Genomic DNA, 16464 nt, shown 5'->3' with positions numbered 1-16464 from the left:
GTGCACGAACAGGGCGATCAGGATGATGATCGGGATCGGTACGCCGAGGAAAAACAGCAGTAGTGAGCGCATGGTGATGCTCCTTGTTTAACGGACTGGAGTGGTCGTGGTGTAGGTGTCGACTTCAACGTACTCGACCGCATCGCGACGACGACCGCCGAAAGTGGCCGCGAAACTGGCGAAGAACGCGCCAGCCAGCAACGAGATGAACATCCACAGCGAGGTCCAGGCAGCGACTTTCGCAGCGGTGTCGGCGGCTTGCTGAGCTTTCAGCTTGGCGTCGGCCAGGGCTTTCTGAGTACGCGCGTAGATTTCATCGACACGACGTTCGGCGTCGGCCTGAGTCAGGTTGGTCCGCTGAGCGACCAGTTGTGCCAGATAAGTACGGTCTTCGGCGCTGAGCTGACCGTTGGCCAGGCTCTGGGCGAAGATCCGGGCCACGGCGCCATGCGCAGCGTCATCGCTGACGGAGGCCGGACGGTCGTCGCGAAACAGGCTGTCGATGTAGTAACCGTACTGGTTGCTGTCGGTGTTCGCCGCAGCAGTACCGGCCGCTTGGGTCATGGCACCGGCTGCACCGCCAGCCACACTGGCACCGGCCTGCACACCACCACTGATGACGCTGCTGACCGAGCCGACCACCAGCACTGCGGTGACCAGCGTCGCCACACACCAGGCGAGGAAGCCGTGCGCGGTGTCGCGGAAATACACCTCGTCACCGTGCATGTTCGCCCACTTCACCCGCAGGCGACCGGCGATGTAGCCGCCCATACCGGAAGCGATGATCTGCGTCGCCGCCAACCAGACAATCGTTGAAATGCCCAGGCCCTTGGCGCTGACGCCCTCTCCGGCCCACGGTGAAACGGCAGAGAAACCCAAACCGAAACCGAGCAGGACCAAAATCATCGACAGGGCTGCGGCAGCCGCAGCACCGGCGAAAATCGCGCCCCAGGACACGCCCGAAACGCTGCTCGACTCTTCAACGGCGGGATAAAACCCATCAGGGGATCTATTCATTGTTGTTCTGCTCCAGGCATGAAAAATGGTGTTACAACTCGTCATCAGAGGAATTGCAGTGACCGTGCCAGTCGCGAGAATTAAATAAGTCGTTTAATTTCAGCTAGTTATAAAGAATGAACTTCCGAAAACCTTGCAAATTGCAACAACTGCCGGATAACAGCGGGTTTTATGCATTGGCCTCGAATACCCATCACGCTCGAAATTTGCGTTTGTGACAGGTGAACATGAAAGTTAATTTAAAGCGTCAACGGATTTTCTTGGCAAAATGCAGCCATTCCGTTTGAACCGATCAACAGGCCTGCCTATGACTCGTATCTTGACCATCGAAGACGACGCCGTGACCGCCCGGGAAATCGTCGCCGAACTGAGCAGCCACGGGCTTGACGTCGACTGGGTCGACAATGGCCGCGAAGGCCTCGACCGCGCTGTCAGCGGCAACTACGACCTGATCACCCTTGATCGCATGTTGCCCGAACTCGATGGCCTGGCCATCGTCACCACCCTGCGCACCATGGGCGTGGCCACCCCGATTCTGATGATCAGCGCCCTTTCCGATGTCGACGAGCGTGTACGTGGTTTGCGGGCCGGCGGCGATGATTACCTGACCAAACCGTTCGCCACCGATGAAATGGCCGCACGGGTTGAAGTTTTGCTGCGTCGACAGAACAGCGGCGCCACTCAAGCGACAACGTTGCAGGTGGCCGACCTTGAACTCGACTTGATCAGCCATGAGGCGCGGCGTGCCGAGCAAGTGCTGACGCTGCTGCCGACCGAATACAAACTGCTCGAATTCCTGATGCGCAACAGCGGCCAGATTCTCTCGCGGATGATGATTTTCGAAGAAGTCTGGGGCTATCACTTCGACCCCGGCACCAACCTGATCGACGTGCACATTGGTCGCCTGCGCAAGAAAATCGACGCGGCGGGCAATGTTCCGCTGATCCGCACGGTACGGGGCTCGGGTTATGTCATTGCCGAACCCGTCTGACGGTTGGCGCTCTTCCAGCAGCCGCTTGCTGGCGCTGTACAGTTCGCTGTTCGTGGCGTGGAGCGCGATCCTCATGGGGGTCATGTATTACGAGGTCTCCGGCTACCTCGACAACCTCGCCAAACACTCGCTGATGCAACGTCAGCACCTGTTTTCGCACTTTCGCGGCGCACAGCTGGAAGACGCCCTCGCCGCCAGCATGACTTTCGACATTCGCGGCATCGACGCCTATGGCTTGTTCGATGCCGACGGCGTTTACCTCGGCGGCGCGTTGCAGCAGATCCCCGAGGGGCTGCCGCTGGACGGCAAGATCCACATGCTCGCCGATTGCGCCAACTCCGACGACCCGACCCTGCCCAATGACAGCTGCGACGCCGTCGCCACACAAACCCGCGACGGTCGCTGGCTGGTGTTGTTGCGCGACAACGGCTCGCTGTTCGCGGTGACGCGGATCATTTTGCACGCGTTGTTCTGGGGCGTATCGCTGACGATTCTGCCGGGGATTGCCGGTTGGCATTTGCTGCGACGCCGGCCGTTGCGGCGGATTCGCGCGATTCAGGCCAGCGCGCAGGCGATTGTTGCCGGCGATCTGACGCACCGCTTGCCGCTGTCCAATCGCCGCGATGAACTGGACATGCTCGCCGCCATTGTCAACGCCATGCTCGAACGCATCGAGCGCTTGATGAATGAAGTCAAAGGCGTCTGCGACAACATCGCCCATGACTTGCGCACGCCACTGACCCGCCTGCGCGCGCAGCTTTACCGCATGCAGCAACAGGCCGGCGAAGGCTCGCAGGAAGCGGCGCAACTGGATCTGGTGCTGGCCGAAGCTGACACGCTGATGGCGCGGTTTCGCGGGTTGCTGCGGATTTCCGAGCTGGAGGACCGGCAGCGCCGCTCAGGTTTTGTCGAACTCGATCCGGTGCAATTGCTGGAAGAGCTGCACGAGTTTTACCTGCCGCTGGCCGAGGAAGGCGAACTGCGTTTCGACTTGAACATGCCGGAGACGTTGCCAGCGCTGAACGGTGATCGGGCGCTGTTGTTTGAAGCGTTGGCGAATTTGTTGAGCAACTCGATCAAGTTCACCCCGCCGGGCGGCACGGTGATGTTGCGTGGTGTAAACGCGGGTGGGCAGACGCGGATTGAAGTGCACGACTCCGGGCCAGGGATTCCCGAGGCTGAGCGTGAGGCGGTGTTCCAGCGGTTTTATCGCGCCGAGGGTGGGCAGCCGCAAGGTGGCTTTGGTCTCGGATTGTCGATTGTCGCCGCGATTGTCAGCTTGCACGGCTTCAGTCTGGAAGTCGGCAGCAGCGATCTGGGCGGGGCGAAACTGCTGCTCGATTGCCGGCAGAGCCTGATCGAGAACTCCTGATTCTGCCGATACTCCAAATCGACGCGGTCCCTGTGGGAGCTGGCTTGCCAGCGATGGGGGCTGGTCAGCCGCCGTATAAGGTGACTGAACCACCGCTATCGCTGGCAAGCCAGCTCCCACAGGTTTTTGTGCTGTTTGATTAAGCGGGGTAATTGGCGCGCAGTGCCTCGAGGCCACCCTGATAGATGCCGCTGAACAGCGCCACCACTTCCTCATCGCTCACGCCTTTGGCATTGAAACGCCCCGACCACGTCACCCGTGCGCCCTGCCCTTGGGCTTCAACCTTGATCGTCGCCAGATAATCCGTCGCTGGGAACGGCGCCTGTTCAATCGAATAGCTATAGGTCTTCGCCGCGTTATCGAACGCTTGCAGACGCTCGACCACCACGCCGCCGTCAGCGGTTTGCAGCGTGCGCACGCGGCCGCCGTCGCTCAGTTCACTGTTGGGAATAAAGGGCAGCCAATCGGGCAGCGTGTTGAAGCCGCCGATCAATTGCCAGACCTGATCGGCCGAGGCCGGAATATCGATGGTTGCGGATGCTGTAGGCATAAATAAACGTCTCTCTCGGGAATTCAGATCGTCAGGCTGTCGACCACGCCGCCATCGACGCGCAAGGCTGCGCCGGTGGTGGCTGAGGACAGCGGCGAAGCGATGTAGGTGACCAGGTGCGCAACTTCTTCAACGTCCGCGACACGCTGGATGATCGAGGTCGGGCGGGCCTTGAGTACAAAGGCGTCGGCTTCATCGCGCAGGTTGCGCCCGGACTCGGCAGCGGCATCCTTGAGCATGTCTTGCAGGCCATCGGTGAAGGTTGGCCCCGGCAGGATCGCATTGACGGTTACACCGGTGCCAGCCAGACGTTTGGCCAAACCGTGGGATACCGCCAGATTGGCGCTTTTGGTCACGCCGTAATTGATCATGTCGGCAGGCGTTGCCACACCGGATTCCGAGGACAGGAAAATCACCCGGCCCCAACCCTGCTCGACCATCGCCGGCACGTAATGCCGCGCCAGGCGCACGCCGGAAATCACGTTGACTTCATAGAAACGCGTCCACTCGCTGTCCGGCGCTTCGAAGAAATCCACATCATTAAAGATACCGAGGTTGTTCACCAGAATGTCGGCACGCGGTTCGGCGGCGAAGAGCTTTTGCGCGCCTTCGGCGGTGCCCAGATCCGCCGTCAAACCACGCAATTGCGCGCCAGGGACTTTCTCGCGAATGCTCGCCAGCGCCTGTTCGACCTTGCCGGTGTCGCGGCCAATGACGACCACCGTAGCCCCGGCTTCGGCCAACGACTGGCTGATGCCCAGACCAATGCCCGCCGTACTGCCACTGACAATCGCCAGTTTGCCACCCAAGTCAATCTTCATTGCACACCTCCCATGTAGGAGCTGCCGAAGGCTGCGATCTTGTGATCCGGCAACGGCGCCCGTTCAGAAACCAGTTTCGCTTCACGCAATGCCTGCCAGAAACCGGCAGGAATGACCGCCGACAACGCCGCGACATCTTCAGCAATCCGCCCCGGTTTGCTCGCCCCCGGAATCACCGCAGCCACCGCGGGATTGGCCAGCGAGAACTGTAGCGCAGCGGCTTTGATATCGACGTTGTAAGCAGCGGCGATGCGTTTGATCTGCTCAACCTTGGCGATGACTTCAGGGCTGGCGTGCTGGTATTCGAAGTGCGAGCCACCGGCCAGAATGCCCGAGCTGTAAGGGCCACCGACGACGATTTCAACATTCTGTGCCAGCGCCGCATCCATCAGGCGTTGCAACGGACGTTCGTGGTCGAGCAGCGTGTAGCGACCGGCCAACAGGAAACCATCCGGTTGCGCTTCAGTGAGATCGAGGGTCAGTTCACACGGCTCGACTTTGTTCACGCCCAGGCCCCAGCCCTTGATCACGCCTTCTTCGCGCAAGCGGGTCAGCACTTTGAACGCGCCGGTACGCGCCTGGTTGAAGTATTCCAGCCATTGATCGCCGTAGAAGTCCTGGGCGATGTCGTGCACCCAGACGATGTCGAGGCGATCAGTCTGCAAGCGCTTGAGGCTGTCTTCGATGGACCGCATAGTCGCGTCGGCGCTGTAGTCATTGACGATCTTGTTCGGGCGACCGTGTTCGAACACGCCACTTTTTTCGCCGAGATCGCGGGCGCTAGCGTCTTCGATTTCATCGAGAATCACCCGACCGACTTTGCTGCTGAGCACGTAGTCGTCGCGCTTGTATTGCTTGAGTGCTTCGCCGAGGCGGATCTCCGACAGGCCGGATCCGTAAAACGGCGCAGTGTCGAAATAACGCACGCCAGCCTCCCACGCCGCATGCACGGTGGCTTGCGCTTCCGCTTCCGGAATGGCGCGGAACATGTTGCCCAACGGGGCGGTGCCGAAGCCCAGTTGGCCGGGCAATTTGTCTTTCAAGCTCATGGGTTTTTCCTCGATAGGTTCTGGGTCTGCGTGACCGTTGAGCAGATCCTAGATTGCGGCACCGAGACCGTCCAAGACATAATCTGCAGCACTTGAGTCCCTATAGGTCTGACATGATCGACATCCGCCAATTGCGCTACTTCGTTGTAGTCGCCGAGGAAGAACACGTCGGCCGCGCCGCCGAACGGCTGCATATTTCCCAGTCGCCGCTGAGCCGACAAATCGCCCAGCTCGAGGAGCGCCTGGGGCTGACCCTGTTCGAGCGCAGCCAGCAACGCATTCGCCTGACCCGCGACGGCCAGACCTTCCTTGCTGAAACCCGCGCCCTGCTGACCCACGCCAATCGCCTGGAATCCCTCGGCAAACGCCTCGGTCGCGGTGAAGAAGGCGGCCTGTGCATCGGCTATATCGAGAACGCCATGCACGCCGGAGTTTTGCCCAATGCCTTGCGCGTGCTGCGCGCCGATCGGCCGAATGTGCACGTCGCGTTGTACAACCTCAGTTCCGCCGAGCAACTGGAAGGCTTGCGACAGCGTAGTCTCGATATCGCCTTGGTGAGTGAGCCGCCGACCGATGACGACCCGGATCTGCTGGGTTTTCAAGTGCTCGATGATCCGATGCTGCTGGCCTTGCCGGAGCATCATCGGTTAGCCCAGCAGAACGTGCTGAGCCCCGAGGATCTGGCCGAGCAGGAATGGATCGGCGTGCAGCCGCGTCAGGATGCCAACGATGAGTTTGTCAGCGCGTGCATCCGCGCGGGCTTCACTCCGGATGTGCGCATGCAGGCGAGCGAACCGTTTACTGCGCTGGGGCTGGTGGCGTCGGGGTTGGGGATTGCGATGATTCAGAAAGGCCTGAGCCATAACGCCCCGCCGGGGGTGGTGTTGCGTGAACTGCCGTGGCTGACATTGACCACGCCGTTGTGGGCGGCGTGGCACCGGATCAACTTGCGGCCGTTGGTCGAGACTTTCCGCACCGTTTTGACAGGTAATGAGATTTCCGCTGACTGAACGGGCCTCATCGCGGGCAAGCCCGCTCCCACAGGTTCATGGGTGAGCCTGAACTTTGTGTACGCCGCAAATCCCTGTGGGAGCGGGCTTGCCCGCGATGAGGCCAGCAGCCACAACCATTGCCCTCGGGCGTTCTACACTCAACGGATACGCACCCAGCCGTGAGTTGACCATGAAAATGTCTGCGCAAATGACCGTCGTCGCAGTCCTCGCCACCCTCGCCTGGCTGGGTCTGGCGGTGTGGGGCATTGGCGGTGTGGCGATGTTCTTTTCCCACGGTTCGCTGGTGATCGTGGCACTGGCGACGATGGCCATGGTGATCGCTTCACTGTTCAGCGAGGTCAACCTCAGTGCTGGCGAGCGTGAAGACCGCGCCAATCGCTGGGTGATTCCGGCCTTTGGCGTGATTGGTCTGGTCAGCGGATTCTTGCCGGCCTACTGCGACCGGGTGAATGTCTGGACCTTCGGTGGTGAAGGCGTGCGCTGGCTCGGTGCTTTGTTGTTTATCGTCGGTGGCGTGCTGCGATTGTGGCCGGTGTTTGTGCTGGGGCGGCGTTTCAGTGGCTTGGTGGCGATTCAGCCGGGGCATCGGTTGGTCACCGAGGGCATTTATCAGCACCTGCGTAACCCGAGTTATCTGGGATTGGTGATCAATGCCGTGGGCTGGGCGCTGGCGTTTCGTTCGGTGGTCGGGCTGTTGCTGGCGGCGCTGACCTTGATCCCGTTGATTGCCCGGATTCATTCGGAGGAGGCGCTGCTGCGTGCGCAGTTTGGGGTTGAGTACGACGCTTATTGCGCGAGAAGTTGGCGTTTGGTGCCTGGGGTTTATTGATTTGCGAACACCGTCACCCTGTAGGAGTGAGCCTGCTCGCGATAGCGATGTGTCAGTCAAATCTGTTTCTCTGACACACCGCGATCGCGAGCAGGCTCACTCCTACAAGGGATTGTGTTGTGTCAGTTTTTTTGCAGGTGAAGTTTGCCGTCGCTGTCGATTTCGACCTGAACAGCAGCATAACTGGCCAACGTCGCATGCGCCGTTTCCAGCGCATGCTGGTGCGTGGTGGTGATGATCATCAGCGGTGCACCGGCCGCTTCGGCAGCCTGAATGCCGACAGTGGCGTCTTCAAAAATCAGGCAATCACGCGCTTCCAGGCCAAGACGTTTGGCAGCCAGTAAATAGCCGGCCGGATCAGGCTTGCCCGCCTGCACATCTTCCGCAGTGATCATCACCGCAGGCGCAGGAATCCCCGCTGCCGCCATGCGCCGCAAGGCCAGATCCCGTGGCGCCGAGGTCACCATCGCCCAGCGTTCTTTCGGCAAGCTGTCGAGAAACGCCGCTGCGCCGGGAATCTCGACAATGCCTTCAACGTCTTCGATTTCCGCTTGGGTAATGAACGCCGCTTGCGCCTCGGCATCAACGCCGGGCAGGTTCAGGCGATTGATCGTGTCGATGGCACGCGCACCATGGATGGTCGGCAGGAATGTTTCCACGTCAACACCATGACGCACCGCCCAAGCGGACCAGATGCGCTCGGCAGCGGCGATGGAGTTGAGGACGGTGCCGTCCATGTCGAACAGGAACGCGCCGAATGCGCGATCGAAAACAGAATCGTGAGCAGACAAAACGTCGCATCCTTTGGCTAGAAACCGGGCCAGCAATGTAGCACTTGCCGGACCGATTCACCCAACGTGTCAGTGCAGGCGCGGGGCCTTGGACTTGAACGCGCTGTCCACACAGTCGAGCAACTGGCCGATAGCCCAAGGCTTTTTGATAAACGCCACCGAATGCTTGACCCCGGAGGTCTCCGGCGTTTCATAGCCGGACATGACCATCACCGGCTTGTCCGGCCAGCGGTCACCGACCAGGTTGGCCAGATCGGCGCCATTGAGGGTGCCGGGCATGGTGATATCGGTGAGCAATAACGCCACTTGCTGGGCGTGTTGCTCCAGATAAAGCGATGCGGCGTCAGCACTGGTGTGCGGCTCGACCTTGAAACCTTCCTCCTGAAGAATTTCGCAGAGAAACTCCAGAATCAACGGATCATCCTCAACCACCAGAATCAATCCGTCAGGAAGGTGCGCGTCCGCCGTCGGTGTTGGGCACATGAAACTGCACTCCCTGAATTGCATTAACGATTTAGCGGCTTGAATCCGCTGCTTATCTGGTATGAGCAGCGGGCTCTACAGAAATTCATTTTTGATACAGGTCTTTTGCGAAACGGCGCTTTTGCCCGTCAGCGGCAATCGTTCGCAACGGCGCATTTGTGGTTAAAATGCCGGCCCTTTTGTTTGCCGACCCTGACCGATGAACCCTGAAGCCCTCGCCACCCTCCACGCCCATCTGTTGCCTGCGCTTGCGGCGGCACCGAGCGAAACCCGTCGCCTGTTTCACGGGCGCGGACGTTGCTGGCCGGGGCTGGAGCAGTTGACCGTGGACTGGCTGCAAGGCGTGGTGCTGGTGTCGTTGTTCAAGGAACCGCTGCCCGACCAACTGGACGACCTCAAGCGCTTGCTGCTGGAGATCAGCCGTTCACCGGAGTGGCAGCAGTGCGGCGCGCACACGTTGTTGATCCAGCATCGTTACTTGCCGCAAAGCACGGCTGAATGGCTGCTGGGCGCCGAGATCGACGAAATGACTATCGTCGAGGGAGGTCTGCAGTACCGGATCGATCTGGGCCTCAAACAAAACACCGGTTTGTTTCTCGACATGCGCTACGGTCGCAACTGGGTGCGCGAGCAGGCCAACGGCAAGCGTGTGTTGAACCTGTTCGCCTACACCTGCGGATTTTCCGTGGCCGCGATCGAGGGCGGCGCCGATCATGTGGTCAATCTGGACATGTCCCGCGCAGCCTTGAGTCGCGGGCGCGACAATCACCGTTTGAACGGCCACGACTTGAGCAAGGTCAGTTTCCTCGGCCACGACCTGTTCAAATCCTGGGGCAAAGTGATCAACAGCGGCCCGTACGATCTGGTGATCATCGACCCGCCGTCGTTCCAGAAAGGCAGTTTTCTACTGACCAAGGATTACCAGCGCGTGCTGCGCCGCTTGCCGGAATTGCTGACGGCGCAAGGCACCGTGCTGGCCTGCATGAACGACCCGGCGTTCGGTTCGGACTTTCTGATTGATGGCGTGACGCAGGAAGCGCCGGGGTTGCGCTTTGAGCAGCGGCTGCAGAATCCGCCGGAGTTTGCGGATGTCGATCCTGAAAGCGGACTCAAGGCCCTGATCTTCCACCGCACTCCCTGACACCCCGAAGATCCCTTGTAGGAGTGAGCCTGCTCGCGATAGCGGTGTGTCAGTTAGCACTTATTTGACTGATAGACCGCTATCGCGAGCAGGCTCACTCCTACAGGGGGATTGTGTTGGGTCAGGGAGTTGGTGGGCGCAGCACCAGGGCAAACAACTCACCATGCCCGGTGACATTGAGCTTGTGATACAGATTGCGCCGATGCACCTTCACTGTTTCCGGCGAGATGCCCATCTGCTGGGCCATCGCCTTGCTGGAAAAGCCCTGCAAGATCAGCCGTGCCGTATCGACTTCGCGCACCGTCAGCCGCGCATCGAAGCGGTCAAGCAAGGTCGCCAGATCCCCCGCCACCCCTTCCGCAGGCGGCCCTTGCGGCGGCACCAGTTGCACGTGTCGACGCATCGCCGCCAACACCCAGTCGCGCACGCAGAGCAAGCGGCCTTGCTCAGCCATAGTGAACGTCGTCGAGCGTCCCAGTGACAAACCGAGCACGCCGCCGTCGACGTTGATCATGAACTGCAACTCGTCTTCGCCCACCACCGAACGAAAGTAGCTCTGGTAATACTCACTGTGCAGAAACTGGTCCGGCGCCACCGAGGCCAGGCTGTGCAAGCCATCGGCAATGCCGGTGGACGCGGTCAGATAGAACGGATCGAGCAAGTACATCCCGGCCGTGTACCCGGCCAGTTCTTCCTGCTCGTCGGATCGACCCTTGCTGTCGAAGTCGATCAGCAATTGCGGTGCCTGCCCCGCTTTCATCAACGCCACCAGCGCGTTGTCCAGCGGCACCAGCAAGCGCAAGGTGTCGACCAGCGCACGCCAGAAGCCGTCCTGCCCGACGTCGGCAAACACCCGTGCCAGACTTTGATGCACCGGCATTTCCTGCAACAACGCGTCCACGCACTACCCCTTTTGAGTAACCCATGATGGGAATGGGTCCGGCGCGACCGGCCCGATAGGCTGACCACTCCTGTTCATCACCGGCCTGCACAGGCCAGGAGTGCCGCATCATGCGTCGTCACCGTGGCTATATCAACCTGGGCCTCAACCTGGGCCTGCTCGCCAGTATTGGCGCCGGCTCGACCGTTATGGCCGGCGATGCGCCGAGCGTGCACGTCTACAACTGGTACGACTACATCGGCCCGGCCACCCTGCACGACTTTCAGCGCGACAGCGGTATCCAAGCGGTCTACGACACTTTCGACAGTGCCGAAGTACTCGAAGGCAAATTGATGACCAGCCACAGCGGTTACGACGTTGTGGTAGCGAGCAATTTCAGCCTGCCGACGCTGATCAAGGCCGGCGCCCTCGCCCCGCTGCCGCGCGAGCAACTGCCGGGCTGGAAGAATCTCGATGCCGACCTGCTGGCGAAACTGGCCAACAACGATCCCGGCAATCAGTACGCGGTGCCGTACCTGTGGGGCACCAACGGCATCGGTTACAACGTCGACAAGGTTCGCGCCGCGCTCGGTGACAAGGCGCCGGTGGATTCGTGGGAGCTGGTGTTCAACGAAGACAACCTCGCCAAACTCGGCCAGTGCGGTGTGGCGATGCTCGATTCGCCGTCGGAGATGCTGCCGGTTGCCCTGCATTATCTCGGTCTGCCACCCAACAGCACCGATCCCGAAGACTATAAAAAAGCCGAGGCGCTGCTACTGAAACTGCGCCCGCACATTGCCTACTTCAACTCATCGAAGTTCATCAGCGACCTGTCCAACGGCAACATTTGCGTGGCGGTCGGCTGGTCCGGCGCCATGCTCGAAGCCAAGACCAATGCCGAGCAGGCCAACAACGGCGTGAAGATCGCCTACAGCCTGCCCAAGGAAGGCGCGCCGGTGTGGTTCGACACGTTGGTGCTGCTCAAGGACGCGCCGAATCGTCCTCAGGGTCTGGCGTTTATCGACTATCTGCTGCGCCCGGAAGTGATCGCGCCGGTCAGTGATCATCTGTCTTATCCCAATGGCAATCGCGCGGCGACAGCGTTGGTAGCCGCAGCGACTCGGGACAACCCGGCGGTTTATCCGTCTGCTGCGGCGATGGCCACGCTGTACACCCTGGAACCCTTGCCCAAAGCCACCGAGCGCGTGCGCACGCGGGTGTGGAGCAAGGTCAAGAACGGCCAGTGAATCCAACACATTTCCCCTCTGTAGGAGTGAGCCTGCTCGCGATAGCGGTGGATCCGGCACCGGTGTATTGAAAGTGCCGACGCTATCGCGAGCAGGCTCACTCCTACAGGGGACGGTGAGCAACTCAGACTTTTTTAGAGAGATAACCATCAATGAAACCTCGCGCCCGTGACCTCAATATCCGCATCGGCCAGCTGCCGCCCGGCCCGCTCAACGCCATCACCGACGTCCCCGGCGTACGCGTCGGCCACAGCAATGTGCGCGGCCGCAGCAGCGCCGGGCGCGACATCTGCACCGGCGTCACGCTGATCGAACCGCGCCCGGGCTCGACCAATCTGCAACCGTGTTTTGCCGGTGTACATGTGCTCAATGGCAACGGTGACGCCACCGGGCTTGAATGGATTCGCGAGGCGGGCCTGCTGACCAGCCCGATTGCGTTCACCAACACCCACAGCCTCGGCGTGGTGCGCGATGCCTTGATTGCACTGGATCGCCAGCAGCAACCCGACGACGGTCGCCTCTACTGGAACATGCCGGTGGTACTGGAAACCTTTGACGGTTTGCTTAACGACATCAACGGCTTTCACGTCCACCCCGAACACGTCGCAGAAGCGCTCGCCGCCGCCGTCGACGGTTCCGTCATGGAAGGTGCCGTCGGCGGTGGCAGCGGTATGATCTGCCACGAATTCAAGGGTGGCATCGGCACCTCGTCGCGGCGTTTGAGCGCTGTGCAGGGCGGCTGGACCGTCGGCGCGATCGTGCAGGCCAACCACGGTATACGCAATGAGTTGCGAGTCGATGGCTACCCGGTCGGGCGTTATATGGAACAGAAAAACTCGCCGTTCTTGCGAGCATCGTTGCCGCATCCGGGCATGGGTTCGATTGTCGTCTGCCTGGCCACCGACGCGCCGCTGTTGCCGCATCAGTGCACACGTCTGGCACAGCGCGCGAGCCTGGGTCTGGCGCGCACCGGCGGTGGCAACGAGGATCACAGCGGCGACATCTTTATCGCTTTTGCCACTGGCAACGCTCATGTTCCGCCGGCGGCCTACGAAGGCAAAGGCGCGCCGACCTGCGACGGTTTGCGCATGGTCAACAATGACCACATCAGCGAGCTGTTCCTGGCCGCAACCGAAGCGGTTGAAGAAGCGATCATCAATGCCTTGCTGGCCAGCGACAGCACCGAGGGCAACGGGCATTCAGTACCGGGACTCGACGCCGACACCCTGCTCGCTGCCCTCGAAAAATCAGGCTGGCCCGGCGCCCGCTGACACCGCAAAACACTGTAGGAGCTGCCGAAGGCTGCGATCTTTTGATTTTGCTTTTAAAAGACAAGATCAAAAGATCGCAGCCTTCGGCAGCTCCTACAGGGAGTCTGTGAACATTCATGAAAGAGGCCAGCGTCTAGTTGCCCGGGCGACTGGCGGTACTTGAGCCGCCACTTGCACACTCCCAGGATGGAATTACGCAGCGGCTCAGCTCTTCGAGCGCTGCGTAGGCACGGGTGCTCTGAACCCCAATCAAGCCTGTGCCTTGCTGCATGCGCATCTTGAGCCTCACGGGCTCCACTTCCTCCCCATCAAAGAGCTTTGAGGCTCTTTTTTTGTCTGCGCAAATCAGCTGTCCGGCAGCGAATCGGTGCGAATCGAGCACCAGGCCGCTAGCGCCAGCAACTCGCGATATTCCGCCGGGCTGCCCTTCACCCGTCCGGCCAACCAGGCGCGGCAATAACTGTCGGCCTGACCAATGATCAACGACGGCAACAGTTCTGCGGGCAGCGCCTTGAGCTCGGCAGCGCGCCCCGATTCGGCCAGCCAGTCGCGCAGACGCACATTGCGCGTCTTGTTGCGCTCCGCCAATTCGTTCTTGAACGGCCCTTTGGTCACGGCAAATCGAGCGTGGTACTGGAAGCGTGCCCACTCCGGTTGACGTTCGACCCAATCGACGTAGCTGAACACCAGCGCTTGCACGCCTTCCTCGGTGGTTTGCGCCGCCTCCAGATAGGCATCGCGCAGGCGCGCCTGGTCTTCCAGCGCGGTGAAAAACAGCGCCGCTACCAAGCCTTCCTTGTTGCCGAAATGGTGATAGATCGCCCCGACACTGGTGTCGCACTCGGCGCGAATCATTTCGATAGTAGTGGCTTCAATCCCCTGCTCGTTGAACAGGCTCAGCGCCTTGCGAAAGATGTCGCGCTTGAGTTCGGCACGGCGGCCGGGGTAGCTGCGTTCAAGTAAATCTACGGTGTCCATGCGGCTCACTGCCTGGAGATTGGAGTTGAAAGGCACTTGCCGTGCCCGTGCCAAAAACACGCATAGGTTGACAGATTTACCGCAGACAGAATACCGTTCCGTTATAGAATCATATTCTGTTACGGAACATCATTCGGTTAATCATCTTCCGCGAGGCTTTCCATGAGTCAATCTCTTAGCATGTTCAATAGTGTGGGTGCGCAGGCCTTCAGTCAGATGGCCTGTCAGTTCGCGCCCTACTTCAGCACCATCAACCCACTGGTGAGCGAGTTGCGCGCGAACGCGGCGACGGTGCAAGTACCGTTCCGCCGTGAGATCACCAACCACTTGGGTACCGTGCATGCCATTGCAATGTGCAACGCCGCCGAACTCGCCGCCGGAATGATGACCGATGTGTCGATCCCGGCCGGCGCACGCTGGATTCCCAAAGGCATGAGCGTGGAATATCTGGCCAAGGCGAAAACCGATGTGACGGCAGTGGCCAGCGGTGAAGGCGTGGATTGGCAAAGCGAGGGCGACAAAATCGTAACCGTCGACATTCACGATACCGAGGGCAAAAAAGTGTTCACGGCGCGGATCACCATGAACGTCAAACTCGGCTGAATCGCGGACACAAAAAAGCCCTTGCTACGGAATTCACGGCAAGGGCTTTTTCGCTGATGAGATGTCAGTGCACGGTCAGGCGCTGGCGGACAAATTCCTCGACATGGCGGCTGGTCTGATCGAGGTGGCGGTCGCGTTGTTTCTCAGCGTCGAGCATCGCGCGTTTGCCGTTTTTCTGCAGCAGATAGGTGTGGATCTGCTGCACTTCCAGCGACCGGTAAATCGGCGTGGTGTCAATAAATCCACGCAGGCCGTTGCTGCGGTAATGCCGGGTGCTCATCAATACCTGCGTTTCCCGTGAACCGATCACTTCAAAACCCAAGGCTTCGAAGTGCGGGACTTTACCCACGGTGCAGGCCAGTTCCGCGTGGGGATAGCGCCCGACCATTTCGCTGATCAGCGCCCGCGCCACGCCCTGACGCCGATGCCCTTCGCGCACCGCCATGTAGGCAACGCTGCACGCTTCCCAATCGCCCTGCACCGGCAGGTACAGGAGGAAACCGGTGACCTGTTCCGGGTCGTCCTCAGCAGTGGCGACGAGCAATTCCACTTCGGTGCCCTTCTCGCCGTTCAACGCTTCCAGATACAAATGCACCTCATAGCCGACCGCGTACTGATAGACGTTGTACAGCAGATTGCTCGGGCCCAGGCCCACGGCGCTGATGTCCGTCAGGTAGTCGACGACCATCTGCAGAATCTGGCTGTTGACGCCTTCCGGGCAGGGGGACTTGTAGTGGGTGATGCGTGGCATGGCGGGTGAACTCCGGCAGAAAACCGCGACATCATACCTTGTCACCCCAGCCAGCGGACTCACTGCTGTGGCGCCACCACCTTGAATTTGATCGCGATGTCCTTGGACACCACGCTGTCCGCCCACTCCCCCGCGCCGAGGCCGAACTCGTCGCGTTTGAGCAGCAACTCGCCGTCGAAAATGCCGATGGCGCTGTCCGGTTTCAATTCCACCGGCACTTGCACATCGCGGGTGATGCCTTTGAGGGTCAGTTGGCCGGCAATCAGATAACGGTTCCCGGCGAGCAGAGTGAAGTGGCTCGATTCGAACACTGCCACGGGGAATTTTGCCGTGTCGAACCACGCCGGTTTCACCAGTTCGGTGTTGGCGTCCTCGCTGCCGGCGTCGATGCTGGTGAGGTCAATCTGCAACGTGGTGTGGGCGCGGTCGAGATGCTCAGTGTCGAAATCCAGCGTCGCTTCGAACCTGGCGAAGGTGCCGTACATCCGCGTGCCCATCTGGTTGTAGGTGAAACTGATCTGACTGGCGTGGGTGTTGACCCGGGTGTACTCGACAGCCTGCGCAGCGGGGATGGCGCACAGGACAAACGCGGCTGCCAGCAGCAATCGGATCGACATGGGATTCTCCGGTCGGCGCCTGACATCGAGGGCCTCGATTGACTTAAGCAAACATCCGCC

18 protein-coding genes are annotated in these 16464 nt (G+C 60.4%); 8 read left to right on the top strand and 10 right to left on the bottom strand.

Going from position 1 to position 16464, the window contains the following annotated elements:
- Positions 1-87: 87 nt before the first annotated feature.
- Positions 88-1017 (bottom strand): hypothetical protein, encoded by a 930-nt coding sequence (locus CQ009_RS22150; protein ID WP_064390605.1) that lies wholly within the window; start codon positions 1015-1017, stop codon positions 88-90.
- A gap of 307 nt (positions 1018-1324) precedes the next feature.
- Here CQ009_RS22150 and CQ009_RS22145 point away from each other — a divergent pair, with 307 nt between their 5' ends.
- Both CQ009_RS22145 and CQ009_RS22140 read left to right on the top strand, forming a co-directional pair.
- The gene (locus CQ009_RS22145) at positions 1325-2008 is read left to right on the top strand and encodes a response regulator transcription factor (RefSeq protein ID WP_064120914.1); all 684 of its coding nucleotides are present in this window, start codon (positions 1325-1327) and stop codon (positions 2006-2008) included.
- Positions 1986-3380, top strand: a complete 1395-nt coding sequence (locus CQ009_RS22140) for a HAMP domain-containing sensor histidine kinase (protein ID WP_064390606.1) — start codon at positions 1986-1988, stop codon at positions 3378-3380. The genes CQ009_RS22145 and CQ009_RS22140 overlap by 23 nt, the downstream gene beginning before the upstream one ends.
- A 139-nt stretch (positions 3381-3519) precedes the next feature.
- On the opposite strand, the gene CQ009_RS22135 is transcribed toward CQ009_RS22140, so the two are convergent.
- Genes CQ009_RS22135 through CQ009_RS22125 form a run of 3 tightly spaced genes read right to left on the bottom strand, consistent with a single transcriptional unit; the run spans position 3520 to position 5800 of the window.
- Complete coding sequence (locus tag CQ009_RS22135; RefSeq protein WP_105708726.1) at positions 3520-3930, bottom strand: SRPBCC family protein; 411 nt, start codon at positions 3928-3930, stop codon at positions 3520-3522.
- Between the two features lie 23 nt (positions 3931-3953).
- On the bottom strand, positions 3954-4751 hold the full coding sequence (locus CQ009_RS22130) for an SDR family NAD(P)-dependent oxidoreductase (RefSeq protein ID WP_105708725.1): 798 nt from the start codon (positions 4749-4751) through the stop codon (positions 3954-3956).
- Positions 4748-5800, bottom strand: coding sequence for an aldo/keto reductase (locus CQ009_RS22125; protein WP_105708724.1), 1053 nt, complete (start codon positions 5798-5800; stop codon positions 4748-4750). Before CQ009_RS22125 ends, CQ009_RS22130 begins: the two co-directional genes overlap by 4 nt.
- Positions 5801-5913: 113 nt before the next feature.
- Here CQ009_RS22125 and CQ009_RS22120 point away from each other — a divergent pair, with 113 nt between their 5' ends.
- Positions 5914-6810 carry a LysR substrate-binding domain-containing protein gene (locus CQ009_RS22120; protein WP_105708723.1) on the top strand — a complete coding sequence of 299 codons (897 nt, stop codon included), beginning with the start codon at positions 5914-5916 and terminating at the stop codon, positions 6808-6810.
- Between the two features lie 172 nt (positions 6811-6982).
- Positions 6983-7642, top strand: coding sequence for an isoprenylcysteine carboxylmethyltransferase family protein (locus tag CQ009_RS22115; protein ID WP_105708722.1), 660 nt, complete (start codon positions 6983-6985; stop codon positions 7640-7642).
- Positions 7643-7764: 122 nt separating this feature from the next.
- Here the strand turns inward: CQ009_RS22115 and CQ009_RS22110 are convergent, their stop codons facing one another.
- Both CQ009_RS22110 and CQ009_RS22105 read right to left on the bottom strand, forming a co-directional pair.
- Positions 7765-8433: an HAD family hydrolase gene (locus tag CQ009_RS22110; protein ID WP_064390612.1), complete on the bottom strand. Its 669-nt coding sequence runs from the start codon at positions 8431-8433 to the stop codon at positions 7765-7767.
- Between the two features lie 69 nt (positions 8434-8502).
- Positions 8503-8916 (bottom strand): response regulator, encoded by a 414-nt coding sequence (locus CQ009_RS22105; protein ID WP_064390613.1) that lies wholly within the window; start codon positions 8914-8916, stop codon positions 8503-8505.
- Positions 8917-9115: 199 nt separating this feature from the next.
- Here CQ009_RS22105 and CQ009_RS22100 point away from each other — a divergent pair, with 199 nt between their 5' ends.
- Positions 9116-10057 (top strand): class I SAM-dependent methyltransferase, encoded by a 942-nt coding sequence (locus tag CQ009_RS22100; protein WP_105708721.1) that lies wholly within the window; start codon positions 9116-9118, stop codon positions 10055-10057.
- A 121-nt stretch (positions 10058-10178) separates the two neighbouring features.
- Here the strand turns inward: CQ009_RS22100 and CQ009_RS22095 are convergent, their stop codons facing one another.
- Positions 10179-10958: a helix-turn-helix transcriptional regulator gene (locus tag CQ009_RS22095; protein ID WP_105708720.1), complete on the bottom strand. Its 780-nt coding sequence runs from the start codon at positions 10956-10958 to the stop codon at positions 10179-10181.
- A 110-nt stretch (positions 10959-11068) separates the two neighbouring features.
- Between CQ009_RS22095 and CQ009_RS22090 the strand changes: the two genes are divergently transcribed.
- Together CQ009_RS22090 and CQ009_RS22085 are read left to right on the top strand one after the other, a co-directional pair.
- On the top strand, positions 11069-12184 hold the full coding sequence (locus CQ009_RS22090) for a polyamine ABC transporter substrate-binding protein (RefSeq protein ID WP_105708719.1): 1116 nt from the start codon (positions 11069-11071) through the stop codon (positions 12182-12184).
- Between the two features lie 152 nt (positions 12185-12336).
- On the top strand, positions 12337-13455 hold the full coding sequence (locus CQ009_RS22085) for a P1 family peptidase (RefSeq protein ID WP_105708718.1): 1119 nt from the start codon (positions 12337-12339) through the stop codon (positions 13453-13455).
- 345 nt (positions 13456-13800) lie between these two features.
- Here CQ009_RS22085 and CQ009_RS22075 read toward each other — a convergent pair whose 3' ends face one another.
- On the bottom strand, positions 13801-14433 hold the full coding sequence (locus tag CQ009_RS22075; protein WP_064390618.1) for a TetR/AcrR family transcriptional regulator: 633 nt from the start codon (positions 14431-14433) through the stop codon (positions 13801-13803).
- A 162-nt stretch (positions 14434-14595) separates the two neighbouring features.
- On the opposite strand from CQ009_RS22075, the gene CQ009_RS22070 reads away from it, so the two are divergent.
- Positions 14596-15036 (top strand): hotdog fold domain-containing protein, encoded by a 441-nt coding sequence (locus CQ009_RS22070; RefSeq protein ID WP_064390619.1) that lies wholly within the window; start codon positions 14596-14598, stop codon positions 15034-15036.
- Between the two features lie 64 nt (positions 15037-15100).
- Here the strand turns inward: CQ009_RS22070 and CQ009_RS22065 are convergent, their stop codons facing one another.
- Positions 15101-15787, bottom strand: coding sequence for a GNAT family N-acetyltransferase (locus CQ009_RS22065; protein WP_105708717.1), 687 nt, complete (start codon positions 15785-15787; stop codon positions 15101-15103).
- 59 nt (positions 15788-15846) lie between these two features.
- Positions 15847-16404, bottom strand: coding sequence for a YceI family protein (locus tag CQ009_RS22060; RefSeq protein WP_105708716.1), 558 nt, complete (start codon positions 16402-16404; stop codon positions 15847-15849).
- Between the last annotated feature and the right edge of the window lie 60 nt (positions 16405-16464).

The organism is Pseudomonas sp. MYb2, assembly GCF_002979955.1.
In the GTDB taxonomy this organism is placed as follows: domain Bacteria; phylum Pseudomonadota; class Gammaproteobacteria; order Pseudomonadales; family Pseudomonadaceae; genus Aquipseudomonas.
The sequence above is the reverse complement of the archived record's forward strand: the minus strand, read 5'-3'. Positions and strand labels throughout refer to the sequence as shown.

Excerpts from the sequence above, each read along its gene's own strand:
- CQ009_RS22150 (WP_064390605.1), bottom strand. The coding sequence starts at position 1,017 with ATGAATAGATCCCCTGATGGGTTTTATCCCGCCGTTGAAGAGTCGAGC.
- CQ009_RS22145 (WP_064120914.1), top strand. The coding sequence starts at position 1,325 with ATGACTCGTATCTTGACCATCGAAGACGACGCCGTGACCGCCCGGGAA.
- CQ009_RS22140 (WP_064390606.1), top strand. The coding sequence starts at position 1,986 with ATGTCATTGCCGAACCCGTCTGACGGTTGGCGCTCTTCCAGCAGCCGC.
- CQ009_RS22135 (WP_105708726.1), bottom strand. The coding sequence starts at position 3,930 with ATGCCTACAGCATCCGCAACCATCGATATTCCGGCCTCGGCCGATCAG.
- CQ009_RS22130 (WP_105708725.1), bottom strand. The coding sequence starts at position 4,751 with ATGAAGATTGACTTGGGTGGCAAACTGGCGATTGTCAGTGGCAGTACG.
- CQ009_RS22125 (WP_105708724.1), bottom strand. The coding sequence starts at position 5,800 with ATGAGCTTGAAAGACAAATTGCCCGGCCAACTGGGCTTCGGCACCGCC.
- CQ009_RS22120 (WP_105708723.1), top strand. The coding sequence starts at position 5,914 with ATGATCGACATCCGCCAATTGCGCTACTTCGTTGTAGTCGCCGAGGAA.
- CQ009_RS22115 (WP_105708722.1), top strand. The coding sequence starts at position 6,983 with ATGAAAATGTCTGCGCAAATGACCGTCGTCGCAGTCCTCGCCACCCTC.
- CQ009_RS22105 (WP_064390613.1), bottom strand. The coding sequence starts at position 8,916 with ATGTGCCCAACACCGACGGCGGACGCGCACCTTCCTGACGGATTGATT.
- CQ009_RS22100 (WP_105708721.1), top strand. The coding sequence starts at position 9,116 with ATGAACCCTGAAGCCCTCGCCACCCTCCACGCCCATCTGTTGCCTGCG.
- CQ009_RS22090 (WP_105708719.1), top strand. The coding sequence starts at position 11,069 with ATGCGTCGTCACCGTGGCTATATCAACCTGGGCCTCAACCTGGGCCTG.
- CQ009_RS22085 (WP_105708718.1), top strand. The coding sequence starts at position 12,337 with ATGAAACCTCGCGCCCGTGACCTCAATATCCGCATCGGCCAGCTGCCG.
- CQ009_RS22075 (WP_064390618.1), bottom strand. The coding sequence starts at position 14,433 with ATGGACACCGTAGATTTACTTGAACGCAGCTACCCCGGCCGCCGTGCC.
- CQ009_RS22070 (WP_064390619.1), top strand. The coding sequence starts at position 14,596 with ATGAGTCAATCTCTTAGCATGTTCAATAGTGTGGGTGCGCAGGCCTTC.
- CQ009_RS22065 (WP_105708717.1), bottom strand. The coding sequence starts at position 15,787 with ATGCCACGCATCACCCACTACAAGTCCCCCTGCCCGGAAGGCGTCAAC.
- CQ009_RS22060 (WP_105708716.1), bottom strand. The coding sequence starts at position 16,404 with ATGTCGATCCGATTGCTGCTGGCAGCCGCGTTTGTCCTGTGCGCCATC.